Below are 17,792 nucleotides of genomic sequence, written 5' to 3'. Positions count from 1 at the left end.
CCCAACCGAGAAAGTCGCCCAATTCACCCGAATGTCGCCGTGTCGCGCGGGCGCGCACCCGCTGGGGCCTATCGCCGCGTCCATGCCCCGCGTCCTCAGCGGCGTCGCTTACCATCGAGCCTCGTGTCCCCCGACGGTAATCGGCCATCCCGGCGCGTCCTGCGGCTGGTGGCCGTCGCCGCGGGAATCGCGGGTGTGCTGCTGTGCGCCTGCGTCCCCCTGCTTCCGGTGCGGCAGACCACCGCAACCATCCTGTGGCCGCAGGGCACCGCCGACGGGCACGTCACCCAGATCACCGCGCCGCTGGTGTCCGGGGCGCCGCGCACACTCGACATCTCCATCCCCTGCCCCGCGATGGCCACCCTGCCCGCCGACGGCGGACTGGTGGTTTCGACCCTGCCCGCCAACGGCGTCGACGCCGGCAAGAACGGGCTGTTCGTGCGCGCCAACAAGGACGTGGTCGTGGCCGCGTTCCGCGACTCGGTGGCCGCGGTGGCGCAGCGCTCGGCGGTCGCCTCGGCCGCCTGCAGGGCGTTGCACCTGTGGGCCGACGCGGGGTCCGTCGGCGCGGACTTCGTCGGCATCCCCGGCGCCGTCGGTGTCCTGCCGGCGGAGAAGAAGCCCCAGATCGGCGGCATCTTCACCGACCTGACGGTGCCGGCCCAGCCCGGGCTGTCGGCGCGCGTGGACATCGACACCCGCTTCATCACCGCACCCACCCCGCTGAAGACGGCCGTGATGGTCGTGGCTGCGCTGTCGGTGCTGGCGGCCGTCGCCGCCCTGGCCGCGCTGGACCGGCGCAGCCGCGGCCGAATCCGATCGGGGGCGCCCCGGCGCGCCGGGGCCGCGATCCGGCTGGCCGACGCCGGGGTGATCGCGACGCTGCTGGGCTGGCATGTCATCGGTGCCACCTCGTCGGACGACGGGTACAACCTGACCATCGCCCGCAACGCGGCCAGGGCCGGCTACGTGGCCAACTACTACCGCTTCTTCGGGGCCACGGACGCGCCGTTCGACTGGTATCTGTCCGTGCTGTCCCGGATGGCGTCGGTGAGCACCGCCGGCGTGTGGATGCGGCTGCCGGCCACGCTGGCCGGGGTCGCGTGCTGGCTGATCATCGGGCACTGGGCGCTGCGCCGGCTCGGACCGGGCCGCGGCGGCCTGGCGGCCAACCGGGTCGCGGTGCTCACCGCGGGCGCGGTGTTCCTGGCCGCCTGGCTGCCGTTCAACAACGGGCTGCGGCCCGAGCCGCTGATCGCCCTCGGGGTGGTGGCCACCTGGATGCTGGTGGAACGCGCGATCGCGCTGGGCCGGCTGGCTCCGGCTGCGGTCGCCGTCATCGTCGCGATGCTCACCGCGACGCTGGCGCCGCAGGGCCTGATCGCCGTCGCCGCGCTGCTGACCGGGGCGCGGGCCATCGCCGTCGTGATCCGGCGGCGCCGGGCCACCGACGGGGTGCTCGCGCCGCTGGCGGTGCTGGCGGCGGCGCTGTCGCTGATCACCGTCGTCGTGTTCCGCAGCCAGACGCTGGCCACGGTCGCAGAGTCGGCGCGCATCAAATATGAGGTCGGCCCGACGATCGCCTGGTACCAGGACTTCCTGCGCTACTACTTCCTGACCGTGGAGAGCAACGCGGAGGGCTCGATGTCGCGGCGCTTCGCCGTGCTGGTGCTGCTGCTGTGCATGTTCGTGGTGCTGGTGGTGCTGCTGCGGCGCGGCCGGGTGCCGGGCGTGGCCAGCGGCCCGGCCTGGCGGCTGATCGGCACCACCGCGGTGGGGCTGCTGCTGCTGACCTTCACCCCGACCAAGTGGGCCGTGCAGTTCGGCGTGTTCGCCGGGCTGGCCGGCCTCCTCGGCGCCGTCACCGCGTTCGCCTTCGCCCGGATCGGCCTGCACAGCCGGCGCAACCTGACGCTCTACGTCACCGCGCTGCTGTTCGTGCTGGCGTGGGCCACCTCGGGCGTCAACGGCTGGTTCGACGTCAACAACTACGGGGTGCCCTGGTACGACATCCCGCCGGTGGTCGCCAGCCACCCGGTGACGTCGATGTTCCTGACGCTGTCGATCCTGACCGGGCTGCTGGGGGCCTGGTACCACTTCCGGATGGATTACGCCGGGCACACCGAGGTCAAGGACAACCGGCGCAATCGGGTGCTGGCCTCGACCCCGCTGCTGGTGGTCGCGTCGATCATGGTGATCGGCGAGGTCGCCTCGCTGGCCAAGGGCGTGGTGTTCCGCTACCCGCTCTACACCACCGGCAAGGCCAACCTCGCGGCCATCACGTCCGGACTCACCAGCTGCGCGATGGCCGACGACGTGCTGGCCGAACCCGACCCGAACGCCGGGATGCTGCGGCCGGCCCCCGGCCAGCGGTTCGGGCCCGACGGCCCGCTCGGCGGGCTCGACCCGGTGGGTTTCAAACCCGACGGGGTGGGTGACGACCTGCGGTCCTACCCGGTGGTGACCAAACCCGGGGTGGTGAACTCCGACGCCTCCCCCAACAAGCCCAACGCCACCATGAGCGACTCCGCGGGCACCGCCGGCGGCAGGGGGCCGGTCGGGGTGAACGGGTCGCACGCGGCCCTGCCGTTCGGGCTCGACCCCGCCCGCACCCCGGTGATGGGCAGCTACGGCGAGAACTCGCTGGCCGCCACGGCGGCCTCCGCGTGGTACCAGCTGCCGCCCCGCACACCGGACCGTCCGCTGGTCGTGGTCTCGGCCGCCGGTGCCATCTGGTCCTACAAGGAGGACGGCACGTTCACCTACGGGCAGTCGCTCAAGCTGCAGTGGGGAGTCACGCGCCCCGACGGCAGCACCCAGCCGCTGAACGAGGTGCAGCCGATCGACGTCGGACCGGAGCCGGCGTGGCGCAACCTGCGGTTCCCGCTGGCCTGGGCGCCGCCGGAGGCCAACGTGGCGCGCATCGTCGCCTACGACCCGAACCTGAGCTCCGAACAGTGGTTCGCGTTCACCCCGCCGCGGGTCCCGGTGCTGCAGACCCTGCAGCAGCTGCTCGGATCGCGGACACCGGTGCTGATGGACGTCGCGACCGCCGCGAACTTCCCGTGCCAGCGGCCGTTCGCCGAACACCTCGGCGTCGCCGAACTCCCCGACTACCGCATCATGCCCGAACACAAGCAGACGGCGGCGTCGTCGAACGGCTGGCAGGCCGGCGAAGCCGGCGGTCCGTTCCTGTTCACCCAGGCGATGATGTACACCTCGACCGTCGCGACCTACCTCCGTGGCGACTGGCACCGCGACTGGGGCTCCGTCGAGCAGTACCACCGTTTGGTGCCGGCAGCGAAAGCCCCCGACGCCGCCGTCGTGCCGGGCGTGACCATTGTGCCCGGCTGGAGCCGCAAAGGACCGATTCGAGCCCTCCCATGAGCGTCATCAACTCCGAACGCCGCGGGGCCCCCGCGAGCCGCGTCACCCGCCGGGACGTGCGGGCGACGCGCTGGGTCGCGACGATCGCCGGGCTGGTCGGTTTCCTCCTGTCGGTCGCCACGCCGCTGCTGCCCGTCGTGCAGACCACCGCCACGCTGAACTGGCCCCAACACGTGGATGGGCGCGGCCAGCTCGACAGCGTGACGGCGCCGCTGATCTCGCTGACCCCGGTCGACGTGACGGCGAGCGTGCCGTGCTCGGTGCTGCGCGCCCTGCCGCCCGAGGGCGGCGTGGTCCTGAGCACCGCACCCAAGAAGGGCAAGGACGCCGCGCTCAACGCCTTGTTCGTCGTCGCCGGGCGCCAGCGCGTCGACGTCACCGACCGCAACGTGGTGATCGCCAGCGCGCCGCGGGACCGGGTGGCGTCCCCGAACTGTCAGCGCATCGAGATCACCTCCACCCGGGCCGGCACCTTCGCCACCTTCGTCGGGCTGACCGATCCGGCGGGCAGGCCCGTGCGCGGCGGCTTCCCCGATCCCAACCTGCGACCCCAGATCGTCGGGGTGTTCACCGACCTGACCGGCCCCGCCCCGGCCGGCCTGCGGCTCTCCGCGACGATCGACACCCGGTTCTCCACCACCCCGACCACGCTGAAGCTCACGGCGATGGTGCTGGCCGTCGTGGCGACCATCGTCGCGCTGATCGCGCTGTGGCGCCTCGACCAGCTGGACGGGCGCCGCATGCACCGGCTGATCCCCACCCGCTGGCGCACGTTCACCCTGGTCGACGCCACGGTGATCTTCGGCTTCCTGCTCTGGCACGTGATCGGCGCGAACTCCTCCGACGACGGCTACATCCTGGGCATGGCCCGCGTCGCCGACCACGCCGGCTACATGTCCAACTACTTCCGCTGGTTCGGCAGCCCGGAGGACCCGTTCGGCTGGTACTACAACCTGCTGGCGCTGATGACCCACGTCAGCGACGGCAGCCTGTGGATGCGGCTGCCCGACCTGGTCGCCGGGCTCGTGTGCTGGCTGCTGCTCTCGCGTGAGGTGCTGCCCCGGCTGGGGCCCGCGGTCACGGGCAGCACGGCCGCCAACTGGGCGGCCGGCCTGGTCCTGCTGACCGCGTGGATGCCGTTCAACAACGGACTGCGGCCCGAGCCGATCATCGCGCTGGGTTCGCTGATCACCTACGTGCTGATCGAGCGCTCGATGTGCGCCTCGCGGGTGACGCCGGCGGCGCTGGCCGTCGTCACCGCCGCCTTCACCCTGGGTGTGCAGCCCACCGGTCTGATCGCGGTCGCCGCCCTGATCGCCGGTGGCCGCCCGGTGGTGCGGATCATGGTCAAACGGCACCGCCTGGTCGGCACCTGGCCGCTGGTGGCCCCGATGCTGGCCGCCGGCTTCGTCATCCTGACCGTCGTGTTCGCCGACCAGACGCTGTCGACGGTGCTGGAGGCCACCCGGATCCGCACCGACATCGGCCCCAGCCAGGCCTGGTACACCGAGAACCTGCGCTACTACTACCTGATCCTGCCCACCGTCGACGGCTCGCTGTCGCGCCGGTTCGGCTTCCTGATCACCGCGCTGTGCCTGTTCACCGCGGTGTTCATCATGTTGCGGCGCAAGCGCGTTCCCGGCGTGGCCCGCGGGCCCGCCTGGCGGCTGATGGGCGTCATCTTCGCGACCATGTTCTTCCTGATGTTCACCCCCACCAAGTGGGTCCACCACTTCGGGTTGTTCGCCGCGGTGGGCGCGGCGATGGCCGCGCTGACCACGGTGCTGGTGTCGCACCGGGTGCTGCGCTGGTCGCGCAACCGCATGGCGTTCACCGCGGCGGTGCTGTTCGTGCTGGCGCTGTGTTTCGCCACCACCAACGGCTGGTGGTACGTCTCGAGCTACGGCGTGCCGTTCAACAACATCATGCCCAGGCTCGGCGGGATCAGCATCAGCACAATGGTTTTCGCGCTCTTCGTGGTCGCGGCCGGCTGGGCGGTGTGGTTGCACTTCGCTTCGCGCGAGCGCGGGGAGGGCCGGCTGGCGCGGGCCGTCACGGCGGCGCCGGTGCCGATCGCGGCCGGGTTGATGGCGCTGGTGTTCGTCGCGTCGATGGTGGCCGGGATCGTGCGCCAGTACCCCACCTACTCCAACGGCTGGGACAACCTGCGGGAGTTCTCCGGGGGCTGCGCGCTGGCCGACGACGTGCTCGTCGAGCCGGACAGCAACGCCGGCTTCATGACGCCCCTGCCCGGCGACTACGGCCCGCTGGGACCGCTGGGCGGAGTCGACCCCACCGGGTTCACGCCCAACGGCGTCCCGGAACGCACCCTGGCCGAGGCGGTCCGGGAGACGGCGGTCCCGCAGCCGGGCACCGACTACGACTGGTACGGGCCCACCAAGCTGAAGTCGCCGGGGATCAACGGCTCCATGCTGCCGCTGCCCTACGGCCTGGACCCCGACCGGGTTCCGCTGGCGGGCAGCTACACCACCGGTCCCCAGCAGCAGAGCAGGCTGACGTCGGCGTGGTATCGGCTGCCCAAGCCGGACGACGGGCACCCCCTGCTGGTGGTCACCGCCGCGGGCAGGATCACGGGCAACAGCATCCTGCACGGCCACACCGCCGGGCAGACCGTCGTGCTGGAGTACGGCAGGCCCGGCCCCGGCGGCGACCCCACCACCGGCATCGTCCCGGCCGGCCGGCTGACGCCCTACGACCTCTACGGCGAACAACCCAAGGTGTGGCGCAACCTGCGCTTCGCCCGGTCCCAGATGCCCGCCGACGCGGTCGCGGTCCGGCTGGTGGCCGAGGACCTCTCCCTCACGCCGGAGGACTGGGTGGCGGTGACCCCGCCGCGGGTGCCCGAACTGCGCTCCGTGCAGGAATACGTCGGCTCGTCGCAGCCGGTGTTGATGGACTGGGCGGTCGGGCTGGCCTTCCCGTGCCAGCACCCGATGCTGCACGTCAACGGCGTCACCGAGATCCCGAAGTTCCGCATCACGCCGGACTACAACGCCAAGAAGCAGGACACCGACACCTGGGAGGACGGCGTCAACGGCGGGCTGCTGGGCATCACCGACCTGCTGCTGCGCGCCCACGTGATGTCGACGTATCTGTCCCACGACTGGGGCCGCGACTGGGGATCGCTGCGCAAGTTCGACACCATCGCGCAGGCGCGTCCCGCCCAGCTGGACCTGGGCACCGCGACCCGCACCGGCTGGTGGTCGCCGGGACCGATCCGCATCAAGCCCTGACGCGGGGGAGTTCGTGGCGGCGGTGACGACCAGGGCGTCCGCGCCGGGGAACACCGGCGCCGATCATGCGCGCCGGGGCAGGGCCATAGGTCCGCACGAACGGGACTTCGGTCCCTAGCCCGGCGCTGTCCCGGGTGGTCCGATTCAGGTATGGGACCGGCATCACACGGAGGCACGGCAATGAACGCTCCACCGGAATCGCAGGCCAGGACCCGCATGTTCGCGCGCGTGCTCGGCCTTTTTCTCGTCATCGTCGACGTCACCGCCGTGGCGCGCGCCTCGGACATGCAGGCGCTGCTGGCGCAGTTCGAGGCGAATTCGCTGTGGACCTGGGTTGCCGGTGCGTTCGTCCTGCTGTCCGGCCTGATCGTCGTCGCAGCACACCAGTATTGGCACGGCGCGGCCGCGATCACCGTGTCGCTGCTGGGCTGGTTGATCACCCTGCGCGGGGTGCTGCTGCTGTCTTTCCCCCAGGCCTTCGTCTCGCTGGCGGACAGCATGATCGGCGCGCAGGGCCTGTGGGTCTCCCTCTGCGTCGCGTTCGCCTTCGTCGGGCTGTACCTTACCTACGTCGGCTGGTGGCCCGCGGCGGCCCGGCCGACGTCGCCGGCCGCCATGGCGGCGCCCGACCTCCCGCGGGCCGCGTGATCCGCCACCGGAGCGCCGCGCAGGACGCGAGCGAGCGGGGCCACGCGCCCGACGACCACACGGCCCACCTGGCCTCGCTCGCCGATGTCCGCGACGAGCTCGCCTGGCCGGGCGACGACACCGAAGTCGAGGCGTTGCCGCGCGGGTCGGCCCTGCTGGTCGTGAAGCGCGGCCCCAACGTCGGAGCCCGGTTCCTGCTGGACGCGCCGGTTGCGACCATCGGCCGCCACCCCGCCAGCGACATCTACCTCGACGACATCACCGTCAGTCGCCGGCACGCCGAAATACGCAGGGACGACGGCGCCGACGCGTTCCGCATCGTGGACCTCGGCAGCCTCAACAGCACGTATCTGAACAGGGAGCCGGTCGACTCGGCGGCGCTGTCCCACGGCGACGAACTGCAGCTCGGCAATTTCCGCCTGGTTTTCCTGGCCGGATGAGGAGGGCTCCGATGGGCGCCGCACCCGATGTCACGTCGGGCGACGAGGACCGGATCCTGGCCCAGACCCTGAGGCGGGCGGGAATCCTGCGTCACGTCGAGCCCGCCGCGGCGTCGGCGTTGACCCGGCAGCTGTACACAGACGAATTTCGTTCGGGCGAAACAATATTCACCCAGGGCGACCCGGGCGATCGGGTGCACGTCATCGTCTCGGGCACGGTGAAGATCAGCCTGCGGGGCCCGGGGGGCCGCGAGAACCTGCGGGCGATCCTGGGCCCGACGCACGCGTTCGGCGAGCTCGCGGTGTTCGATCCGGGCCCGCGCAGCTGCACGGCGAGCGCGATCACCGACGTGCGCGCGGTGTGGTTGGACCGTGCCACGTTGCGCACCTGGATCGCTCGCTGGCCGGTGATCGGCGAGCAGCTGCTCCAATCCCTGGCGCAGCGGCTCACCCACGCCGAGGAGCAACAGGTCGAGCTGGTCTCCAGCGACGTGGCGAGCCGGGTGGCGCGCCAACTGCTGCTGCTGGGCGGGCGCTTCGGCACCCCCGAGGCCGACGGGCTGCGCCTGGAGCACGAGCTCAGCCAGGACGAGCTGGCGCAGCTCGTGGGGGCCGACCGCGTGACGGTCAACAAGGCGCTGCGCACGTTCACCGCCCGCGGCTGGATCCGGCCGGACGGCAAGAGCGTGCTGATCCTGGACCCCGACGCGCTGGCCCGCCGCGGCGCGGGCGGCGGAACAGGCGCGTATCGGAGGCGACCGCTGCGCGCGTCGGCGTGACCCCTGTAATACCGTCACGTCATGAGCGATTACGCCCCCGAGTCGGTGGACCGGCTGCCCTTCTCCACCCCCGAGAAGGCGCAGCGCTACCAGACGGAGAACTACCGCGGCGCCGTCGGTCTCAACTGGTACCGCACCGATCCCACGCTGCAGGCCACCATGGCCTACTACCTGCGGTCCGACGAGTTGGCCGCCGTGGAGCCGCAGCTGTCGCGCATCGGTGAGCTGATGGGCGGCCCGGTGGCGCGGTGGGCCGAGGAGACCGACCGCAACCCGCCCCGGCTGGAGCGCTACGACCGGTGGGGACACGATGTCAGCCGGGTCGTCATGCCGGAGTCGTTCGCCCAGTCCAAGCGCGCGGTGCTGGACGCCCAGCAGGTGCTGCGCTCCGAGGCGAAGGCCGCCAAGATGAGTTCGGCGCTGCCGCTGTTCGCGTCGAACTACCTGCTCAACCAGGCCGACATCGGGATGGGCTGCGCGCTGGGCACCGGCGGCGGCATGGTGCAGTCGCTGGTGGCGGCCTACGCTCCGGCCGACGTGCGCGAGCACGTGCTGGCCAAGTTCGCCTCCGGCGAGTGGGCGGGTGAGACGGCGCAGCTGCTCACCGAACGCACCGGCGGTTCCGACCTGGGGGCGCTGGAGACGACCGCGACCCGCACCGGTGACTCCTGGCTGCTGAACGGCTTCAAGTGGTTCGCGTCCAACTGCGCCGGTGAGGCCTTCGTCGTGCTGGCCAAGCCGGAGGGCGCCCCGGACTCGTCGCGCGGGGTCGCCAACTTCCTGGTGCTGCGCACCCGCCGCGACGGATCGCGCAACGGGGTGCGGGTGCGCCGCCTCAAGGACAAGCTGGGCACCCGCTCGGTGGCCTCCGGCGAGGTCGAGTTCGTCGACGCCGAGGCGTTCCTGCTGTCCGGGGAGCCCAGCGACGCGTCCACCCCGTCCGACGGCAAGGGGCTGGGCCGCATGATGGAGCTGACCAACGCCGCGCGGCTGGGCATCGCGTTGTTCGGGCTGGCCAACGCGCGCCGCGCCCTGGTCGAGTCGCTGTGCTACGCGCGGCAGCGCCACGCGTTCGGCGGGGCACTGGCCGACAAGCCGCTGATGCGGCGCAAGCTCGCCGAGATGATCGTCGACGTCGAGGCCGCGCTGGCGCTGGTGTTCGACGGCACCGGGGCCACCAACCACCGCCGGCGCCCCGGTCCGCGGCAGCGCATCGCGGTGCCGGTCACCAAGCTGAAGGTGTGCCGGCTGGGGATCACCGCGGCGTCGGACGCCATCGAGATCCACGGCGGCAACGGCTACATCGAGACCTGGCCGGTGGCGAGGCTTTTGCGCGACGGACAGGTCAACACCATCTGGGAGGGCCCCGACAACATCCTGTGCCTCGACGTGCGCCGCGGCATCGAGCAGTCCCGCGCGCACGAGACGCTGCTGGCGCGGCTGCGCGACGCGGTCGCGGTGTCCGACGACGACGCAACCGCCCGGCTGGTCGCCGGGCGCATCGAGGACCTCGACGCGGCCGTCACGGCCTGGGCCAAGCTGGACCGCGACACCGCCGAGGCGCGGCTGTTCCCGCTGGCCCAGTTCATGGGCGACGTCTACGCCGGCGCCCTGCTCACCGAGCAGGCCGCCTGGGAGCGGGAGGCCCGCGGCGACGACCGCAAAGCGCTCGTCGCCCGGCTGTACACGCAGCGCTACCTGGCCGACCGGGGTCCGCTGCGCGGCATCGACGCCGAGTCCGACGAGGCGCTGGACCGTTTCGACGAGCTGGCCGACGGCGCGTTGAGCCTCTAGCGGCGATCGCAAGCACGGCGTAGCCGGGCGCCGCGGGTCGCCACCATCTCTCCAGCGGCGATCGCAAGCACGGCGTAGCCGGGCGCCGCGGGTCGCCACCACTGCTCTAGTTGCGGGCGGTGTTCAGCAGCCCGGCGGTGGCATCCCACAGCCGGGCCTCCCGGACTGGATCCTGCGCGAACGGTTTGACCTGGCGCTCTTGGTCTTTGACGACGAACGCACCGCCGCGCAGGTGCGCCCAGCGGTCGTCGAGGGCGATCGACGCGAGCGCCGGTCCGGACTTTCCGGGCGAAAAGACACCGGGGATTCGCTCGATGACCCGTCCTATCCGTTGCATTGCGGTGCCGTGCGCTCTGCTCAGCCCGGTGCCCGGCATGAATCCCGGCTCGATCACGATCACCGAGATGCGTCGGGCACATCCCGCTGGACTGCGACACACTCATCGTCGCCGCCGACGACATCCGCATCATGAACTACACCGCCGAACCCGCCACCGAGGACGCCGAGCGCCTCGCCCCGGCGATCGTGCTGGGCACCCAATCGCTCATCGACGGGGCGCCCGCGCCGCGAGCGTGAACTCAGACCGGGATCAGGCCGTGCTTGCGCGCGGTGCGCCACCACAGCTGCTTGTCGCGCAGCAGGTGCATCGACTTGCGGATCAGCAGCCGCGTCTGGTGCGGTTCGACGACCGCGTCGATGAAGCCGCGTTCGGCGGCGATCCACGGGATCGCCATGTTCAAGTTGTAGCCCTCGATGAAGTCCCGCTTGATCTGCTGGGCCTCCGGGGTCGTCGGATCCGGGAAGCGCTTCATCAGCAACTGCGCGGCGCCGTCGGCGCCGATCACCGCGATGCGCGCGGTCGGCCAGGCGTAGTTGAAGTCGGCGGTCAGCTGCCGCGAGCCCATCACGGCATACGCGCCGCCGTAGGACTTGCGGATCGTGATCGTCACCTTCGGCACGTCGGCCTCGACCACCGCGTACAGGAACCGCCCGCCACGCTTGATGATGCCGTTCTTCTCCTGCTCCACCCCGGGCAGGAAGCCGGGGGTGTCCACGACGAAGACCAGCGGGATGTCGAAGGCGTCGCAGAACCGGACGAACCGCGCGGCCTTGTCGGAGGCCTCGTTGTCGATCGCCCCGGACATGTGCATCGGCTGGTTGGCGACGACACCGACGGCGCGGCCGTCGACCCGCGCGTAGCCCGTGATCATGGCCTGCCCGGCCTGCGCGGCGACGTCGAGGAAGTCGCCGTCGTCGAAGATCCGCAGCAGGATCTCGTGCATGTCGTAGGCCGTGTTGTCCGAGTCCGGCACGATCGAGTCGAGCTCGAGGTCGCTCGCGGTGATCTCCGGCTCCAGGCCGGGGTTCACCACCGGCGCCTTGTCGTAGGCGTTGGACGGCAGGAAGGACAGGAAGTCGCGCACGTACTGGAACGCCGCGGCCTCCGATTCGACCACCTGGTGGATGTTGCCGTAGCGGGCCTGGTGGTCGGCGCCGCCCAGTTCGTCGAGCGTGACGTCCTCGCCCGTCACGTCCTTGATGACGTCGGGGCCGGTGACGAACATGTAGCCCTGGTCGCGCACCGCCACCACCAGGTCGGTCTGGATCGGCGAATACACCGCTCCCCCGGCGCATTTGCCCAGGATGACGGAGATCTGCGGCACCAGCCCCGACAGCAGCTCGTGGCGGCGGCCCAGCTCGGCGTACCAGGCCAGCGAGGTGGCGGTGTCCTGGATGCGGGCGCCGGCGGAGTCGTTGATGCCGACGATCGGGCACCCGACCATCGCGCACCACTCCATCAGCTTGGCGACCTTGCGGCCGAACATCTCACCGACCGAGCCCTGGAAGACGGTCTGGTCGTGGGAGAACACCCCGACCGGGCGGCCGTCGATCAGGGCGTGGCCGGTGACCACGCCGTCGCCGTACAGGGCGTTGGGGTCGTTGGGCGTCTTGGCCAGCGCGCCGATCTCCAGGAACGTACCGGGGTCGACCAGCGCGTGGATGCGCGCGCGGGCGCTGGGAATGCCCTTCTTGTCGCGCTTGGCGACGGCCTTCTCACCGCCGGGCTCCTTGGCCAGCTCCAGGCGGGCGTGCAACTCGGCCAGCTTCTCGGCCGTGTTGTGCTGAACGGGAGCCGGCCCTGGAGCTGTGTCCGTCACTAGTTGCCTACCTCACTCGTGTGGCGCTCGATCTCACTCAGGGCGTGGGTCATGTGCGCGCCCACCTTGCCGATGATCGGTTCGTCGATGGCCTGGATGTGCTCGCCACCGATCGGCACCACCTCGAGGTCGGACACGTACTCGCCCCAGCCACCGTCCGGCCGGCGAACGGCGTAGCGCGGCTCGAACTCGATGACGTCGTCATGGTAGCGATCGGCCATGTAGAGGGTGACGTGGCCGTCGTAGGGCTCGATCCGGACCGTCTCCAGCGCCCGGTTGTCCAGGTACGACGTGCGCTGGTGCTCGACGATGCCACCCGGAATCTGCACGCCGCTCTGCTGGACGACGTCCAGCACGAACTTGACCTGGCCTTCGTCGTCGAGCTCTTCGAGCTGCTCGTAGGGGATCGCGGGAATCTCGACGTTGAAGGTGCGCTCGGCGAACCTCGCGTACCGGTCCCAGCGCTTGCGGGTCTCTTCTTTGGTCTGCGGGATCTCCTCGCCGGGCCGGACGGTGTCGATCATGCCGACGAACGCCACGTTCGCGCCCATCCGCTTGAGCCCGATCGCGCACGCGTAGGCCAGCGCGCCGCCGAGCGACCACCCGGCCAGCACGAACGGCTTGTCCCCGTTGATCTCCAGCAGTTTGGGGACATACTGGGCGGCCCGTTCCTGCACGGTCCCTTCGACGCGCTCCAGGCCGTACATCGGGGTGTCCGCCGGCAACCGGTTCAGCAGCGGCTCGTAGACCACGGTGGAACCGCCGGCCGGGTGGAACACGAACACCGGTATCTGCGAATCGTCCCGCGGCGCCCTGATGGTGCGCACGAAGCCGTCGAGTTCACCGGCTTCGAGGTGGCCGCGCACCGTCTCGGCCAGCGCCTCGATGGTCTCCGCGGTCAGCACGTCCTGCGCGCTGACCGCCCCGTCGACGCGCTCGGAGAGCCGTTGCGCCATCGTGGCGGCGGTCTCCTCGTCCACCTTGGGCAGCGGGTTGAAGATGCCGCCCGGGGACTTGCCCGTCACGATCGCCCAGGTGGCGAACGTGACCCGCTCGGCGGCGTCGCGCGGCGGCACGTCGGCGTTGAGCGCCTTGGCCACCGCCTGCTGGTTGATCGCCTCGGCCAGATCCGGCTTGGCACCGTTGGTCGTGGGGCCCGACGGGTCGGTCGGGGGCGGCGGGACGGGGACGCCGGACGCCGGCGGTCCCTGGGTCTCGGGCTCGGCCTGCGGATCCGGCGCCGGCGTGACGCCACTGAGCAGCTGCGCCTGCTCCCTGGCGATCTCCTCGGGCGTCTGCGTCTTCTGGTGCTCGGCCAGCTGGCCGACCTCGTCGCGGTGCTCGACCGCGTACTGGATCAGCTGCTCGACGGCGTACAGGTTGGCGTCGCGCACCGCCGTCAGCTGGATCGGCGGCAGGTCGAAGTCGTACTCGACGCGGTTCTTGATCCGCACCGCCATCAACGAGTCCAGGCCCAGCTCGACCAGCGGCACCTCCCACGGCAGGTCCTCGGGTTCGTAACCCATGGCCGACCCGACGATCAGGCCGAGGCGCTCCCCGATGCTCTCGCCCGAGTCCGGCGACCATTTGCCCATGGCGGCCGAGAAGTACCGGTTGGTCAGGCTGTCCGTCAGCGTTTCGGCCCCGGCGTCGCCGGCCGGGGCCTCCGGCGCGGTCGGCGCAGCCGCGGCGACCGCCGTCGCGGCGCCGACGTGAGCGGTGAAGGCCGGCAGCACCGACTCGGAACCGCCCCGGGTGACCAGCGCGTCGTACACCAGCGTGAACGACTCGTCGATGCGGGCGTGCACCTGAACCGCGGCGCCGCCGGGGTGCCGGGTCAGCGTCGTCACCAGCCGCGCGCCCTCACCCGGAACCGCGCGCTGCTCGGCGGCCGTCAGTTGCGCATCCGGAAGCACCTCGGCGGCAGCGGCTTTCACCAACTCGGGCAGATTCGTCAGACCCCGGGATGTGTACTCCCACACGTGGCGGCCGTCCGGCAGCGCCACGTGGGCGCCCGGCATGATCACCGAGCTGGCGCCCGCGGAGAACGACACCGTCAGCCAGTGGTCTTTGCGCTTGAACCGGGTCGGCGGGATGTTCGCGTAGTCCTGCGGGTCGAAGCGCGCGGCCGAACTCCGGGAAAACAGCGTCCAGATGTCCAGGTCGTGGCCGTAGACGTAGAGCTGGGCCATGGCCGAGATCATCGAGGAGACCTCGTCCTGCTTGCGGGCCAGCGTCGGGATCAGCTGGGCATCATGAAGACCTGCCGACGCGGTCGTCAGGCCCACCTGCATCAGCGCCACCGGGTTGGGCGCCAGTTCCAGGAAGGTGGTGTGCCCGCTGTCGACGGCGTTGCGGATCCCGTGGGTGAAGTAGACCGAATGCCGCAGACCCTTCTTCCAGTAGTCGACGTCGTGGATCGGGTCGCTACCGGGCTTGATGTAGCTGCCCTCGTGCACGGTCGAGTAGATCCCGACCGTCGGGCTCATCGGCTTGATGCCCTGCAGCTCGGCGGCGAGCTCCCCGAGCAGCGGGTCCATCTGCGAGGTGTGGCTGGCGCCCTTGGTCGCGAACTTGCGGGCGAACTTGCCCTCGGACTCGGCGCGGGCGATGATCGCGTCGACCTGCTCGGGCGGGCCGCCGATCACGGTCTGGGTGGGAGCGGCGTAGACGCACACCTCCAGATCGGGGAAGTCGGCGAACACCGTCGCGATCTCGTCGGCGGAGTACTCCACCAGCGCCATCAGCCGGATGTACTCGCCGAACAGCATCGCCTCGCCCTCACCCATCAGGTGCGAGCGCGAGCAGATCGTGCGGGTGGCGTCGCGCAGCGACAGGCCGCCGGCGAAGTAGGCGCACGCGGCCTCGCCCAGGGACTGGCCGACCACCGCGGCCGGCTTGGCGCCGTGATGGCGGAGCAGCTCGCCGAGCGCGATCTGGATCGCGAAGATGGTGACCTGGGTGGTCTCGATGCCGTAGTCCTGCGAATCGTCGAGGATCAGCTCCAGGATCGAGTAGCCCAGCTCGTCCTGCACCAGGGCGTCGACCTTCTCGATCCACTCCGCGAACACCGGGTTGCGCAGGTACAGGCTCTTGCCCATCTTGCGGTGCTGGGCGCCGAACCCGGCCAGCACCCACACCGGCCCGCTGGTCACCGGCCCGTCCACGCTGTACACGTTCGGGCGCTGCTTGCCCTCGGCGACCGCCCGCAGGCCCTTGATGGCCTCGTCGTGGTCGTGGGCCAGCACCACCGCGCGCGAGCGGCCGTGGTTGCGCCGCGACAGCGACCGGCCGATCGACTCCAGCGAGGACGCCTGGCCCTCGGGGCTTTCCATCCAGTCGGCCAGCTCGGCGGCGGCGGCCTTCTTGCGCGAGGTCAGAAACGCCGACACCGCCAGCGGGATGAGCGGCGTGGTCGGTTCCGCGGCCTCCTGGGCCGCCAGCTCTTCGAGCGCGATTTCCTTGAGCCGCAGCGCCTCGTCAGTGACGCCCGGAAGTTCGGGCTCGGCCTCCTCCGCCGCGGTTGCTCCGAAGGGCGTGTCGGTGATGATCTCGCCGAACTCGTCGAACCGCAGCGAGTGGCCCTCCAAGGTGGGCGCCTCGGCGGGTTCGGCGGCCGCCTTGGCTTCGGCCTGAGGTTCGGGTTCACGGGCCACGACGTCACGGGGCAGGACCTCGCGCACCACGACGTGGGCGTTGGCTCCGCCGAATCCGAAGCTCGAGACGCCGGCCAGCGCGTACCCGCCGTACCGCGGCCAGTCGGTGGCCTGGTCGACCACCTTCAGATGCACCGCGTCCCAGTCGATGTAGGGGCTGGGGCCGGCGAAGTTGATGGACGGCGGCAGCTTGTCGTGCTGCAGCGCCAGCACCACCTTGGCCATGCTGGCCGCTCCCGCCGCGGACTCCAGGTGCCCGATGTTGGACTTGAACGCGCCGAGCAACGCCGGGCGGTCGGCGGGACGGCCCCTGCCCACGACGCGGCCCAGGGCCTCGGCCTCGATCGGGTCGCCGAGGACGGTGCCGGTGCCGTGTGCCTCGATGTAGTCGACGTTGCGCGGGTCGATGCCGGCGTCTTTGTAGGCCCGGCGCAGCACGTCGGCCTGCGCGTCCTGGTTGGGGGCGATCAGGCCGTTGGACCGCCCGTCGTGGTTGATCGCGGTGCCGGCGATGACGGCCAGGATCTGGTCGCCGTCGCGGCGGGCGTCCTCGACGCGCTTGAGGACCAGCATGCCGGCGCCCTCGGAGCGGATGTAGCCGTTGGCGTCCGACGAGAACGCCTTGATCCGGCCGTCCGGCGACAGGACGGCGCCGATCTCGTCGAAGCCCAGCGTCACCGCCGGCGTGATCAGCGCGTTGACCCCGCCGGCCACCGCGGCGTCGCATTCGCCGTTGCGCAGCGCCTGCACGGCCTGGTGGATGGCGACCAGCGAGCTCGAGCATGCGGTGTCGACCGCCACCGACGGCCCGCGGAAGTCGTAGAAGTAGGAGACCCGGTTGGCGATGATCGAGGTGGCGGTGCCGGTGATCGCGTACGGGTGCGCGCTCGTCGGGTCGGAGACCGCCATCATGGCGTAGTCGTTGTTGGAGACACCGACGTACACGCCCACGGCCCGCCCGCGCAGGCTGGACGCCGGAATGCGGGCGTATTCCAGCGCCTCCCACGTCAGCTCCAGCGCCATCCGCTGCTGCGGGTCGATGTTGTCGGCCTCGGTCTTGGCCACCGCGAAGAACTCCGAGTCGAAGCCCTTGATGTCCTTCAGGTAGCCGCCGCGGGTCTGGGCTTTGGCCACCCGCTCGGCCAGCCGCGGCTCGGCCAGGAATTCCTCCCACCGCCCCTCGGGCAGGTCGGTGATCCCGTCGCGGCCCTCCATCAGCGCCTGCCACGTTGCGTCGGGGGTGTCCATGTCACCCGGGAAGCGGGTGGACAGACCCACGATCGCGATGTCGACGCGCTCGGCGGGGCCCGTGCGCGTCCAGTCCATGTCGCCGTCGGCGGACGTGTCCGCCTCCGGTTCGCCCTCGACGATGCGGGTGGCCAGCGACTCGATGGTCGGATGCTGGAACGCCACCGCGACCGACAGCGTGACACCGGTCAGGTCCTCGATGTCGGCGGCCATCGCCACGGCGTCGCGCGACGCCAGCCCCAGCTCCACCATCGGCACCGACTCGTCGATCTCGTCCGGCGACTTCCCGACGGCGTTACCCACCCAGTTGCGCAGCCACTGGCGCATCTCGGGGACCGTCATTGTGCCGGTGGCGTCGCCGCCGGCGACCGCGGGCAGGTTTTCGGGGTTCGTGCCAGGTCCAGATTCTGTGTCAGCCATGGGTTCG

9 protein-coding genes are annotated in these 17,792 nt (G+C 71.1%); 6 read left to right on the top strand and 3 right to left on the bottom strand.

Annotation, left to right across the window (positions count from 1 at the left end; translation table 11 throughout):
- Nucleotides 1–123 precede the first annotated feature (123 nt).
- From FPZ47_RS01210 to FPZ47_RS01185, 6 genes are all read left to right on the top strand, one after another.
- Nucleotides 124–3,387 carry an arabinosyltransferase domain-containing protein gene (locus FPZ47_RS01210; protein WP_144947989.1) on the top strand — a complete coding sequence of 1,088 codons (3,264 nt, stop codon included), beginning with the start codon at nucleotides 124–126 and terminating at the stop codon, nucleotides 3,385–3,387.
- The gene (locus FPZ47_RS01205; RefSeq protein WP_144947992.1) at nucleotides 3,384–6,641 is read left to right on the top strand and encodes an arabinosyltransferase domain-containing protein; all 3,258 of its coding nucleotides are present in this window, start codon (nucleotides 3,384–3,386) and stop codon (nucleotides 6,639–6,641) included. The genes FPZ47_RS01210 and FPZ47_RS01205 overlap by 4 nt, the downstream gene beginning before the upstream one ends.
- Nucleotides 6,642–6,821: 180 nt before the next feature.
- Complete coding sequence (locus tag FPZ47_RS01200; RefSeq protein WP_144947995.1) at nucleotides 6,822–7,289, top strand: hypothetical protein; 468 nt, start codon at nucleotides 6,822–6,824, stop codon at nucleotides 7,287–7,289.
- Between the two features lie 68 nt (nucleotides 7,290–7,357).
- Nucleotides 7,358–7,729 carry an FHA domain-containing protein gene (locus FPZ47_RS01195; RefSeq protein ID WP_246133262.1) on the top strand — a complete coding sequence of 124 codons (372 nt, stop codon included), beginning with the start codon at nucleotides 7,358–7,360 and terminating at the stop codon, nucleotides 7,727–7,729.
- Between the two features lie 11 nt (nucleotides 7,730–7,740).
- Nucleotides 7,741–8,508 (top strand): Crp/Fnr family transcriptional regulator, encoded by a 768-nt coding sequence (locus tag FPZ47_RS01190; RefSeq protein ID WP_144947998.1) that lies wholly within the window; start codon nucleotides 7,741–7,743, stop codon nucleotides 8,506–8,508.
- A gap of 21 nt (nucleotides 8,509–8,529) precedes the next feature.
- Nucleotides 8,530–10,302, top strand: a complete 1,773-nt coding sequence (locus FPZ47_RS01185; RefSeq protein WP_144948001.1) for an acyl-CoA dehydrogenase family protein — start codon at nucleotides 8,530–8,532, stop codon at nucleotides 10,300–10,302.
- Between the two features lie 106 nt (nucleotides 10,303–10,408).
- Here the strand turns inward: FPZ47_RS01185 and FPZ47_RS01180 are convergent, their stop codons facing one another.
- The 3 genes from FPZ47_RS01180 to pks13 form a co-directional block, all read right to left on the bottom strand.
- Nucleotides 10,409–10,702: a Rossmann-fold NAD(P)-binding domain-containing protein gene (locus tag FPZ47_RS01180; RefSeq protein ID WP_144948004.1), complete on the bottom strand. Its 294-nt coding sequence runs from the start codon at nucleotides 10,700–10,702 to the stop codon at nucleotides 10,409–10,411.
- Nucleotides 10,703–10,880: 178 nt separating this feature from the next.
- Nucleotides 10,881–12,461, bottom strand: coding sequence for an acyl-CoA carboxylase subunit beta (locus FPZ47_RS01170; protein WP_144948007.1), 1,581 nt, complete (start codon nucleotides 12,459–12,461; stop codon nucleotides 10,881–10,883).
- Nucleotides 12,461–17,785, bottom strand: a complete 5,325-nt coding sequence (gene pks13 / locus FPZ47_RS01165; protein WP_144948010.1) for a polyketide synthase Pks13 — start codon at nucleotides 17,783–17,785, stop codon at nucleotides 12,461–12,463. The genes FPZ47_RS01170 and pks13 overlap by 1 nt, the downstream gene beginning before the upstream one ends.
- Between the last annotated feature and the right edge of the window lie 7 nt (nucleotides 17,786–17,792).

The sequence above is a fragment of the Mycobacterium helveticum genome (assembly GCF_007714205.1).
Taxonomy (GTDB): domain Bacteria; phylum Actinomycetota; class Actinomycetes; order Mycobacteriales; family Mycobacteriaceae; genus Mycobacterium; species Mycobacterium helveticum.
The sequence above is the reverse complement of the archived record's forward strand: the minus strand, read 5'-3'. Positions and strand labels throughout refer to the sequence as shown.

Bases quoted from the DNA above. Each gene is read 5' to 3' on its own strand.
- FPZ47_RS01190 (WP_144947998.1), top strand. From the start codon at position 7,741: ATGGGCGCCGCACCCGATGTCACGTCGGGCGACGAGGACCGGATCCTG.
- pks13 (WP_144948010.1), bottom strand. From the start codon at position 17,785: ATGGCTGACACAGAATCTGGACCTGGCACGAACCCCGAAAACCTGCCC.
- FPZ47_RS01205 (WP_144947992.1), top strand. From the start codon at position 3,384: ATGAGCGTCATCAACTCCGAACGCCGCGGGGCCCCCGCGAGCCGCGTC.
- FPZ47_RS01200 (WP_144947995.1), top strand. From the start codon at position 6,822: ATGAACGCTCCACCGGAATCGCAGGCCAGGACCCGCATGTTCGCGCGC.
- FPZ47_RS01185 (WP_144948001.1), top strand. From the start codon at position 8,530: ATGAGCGATTACGCCCCCGAGTCGGTGGACCGGCTGCCCTTCTCCACC.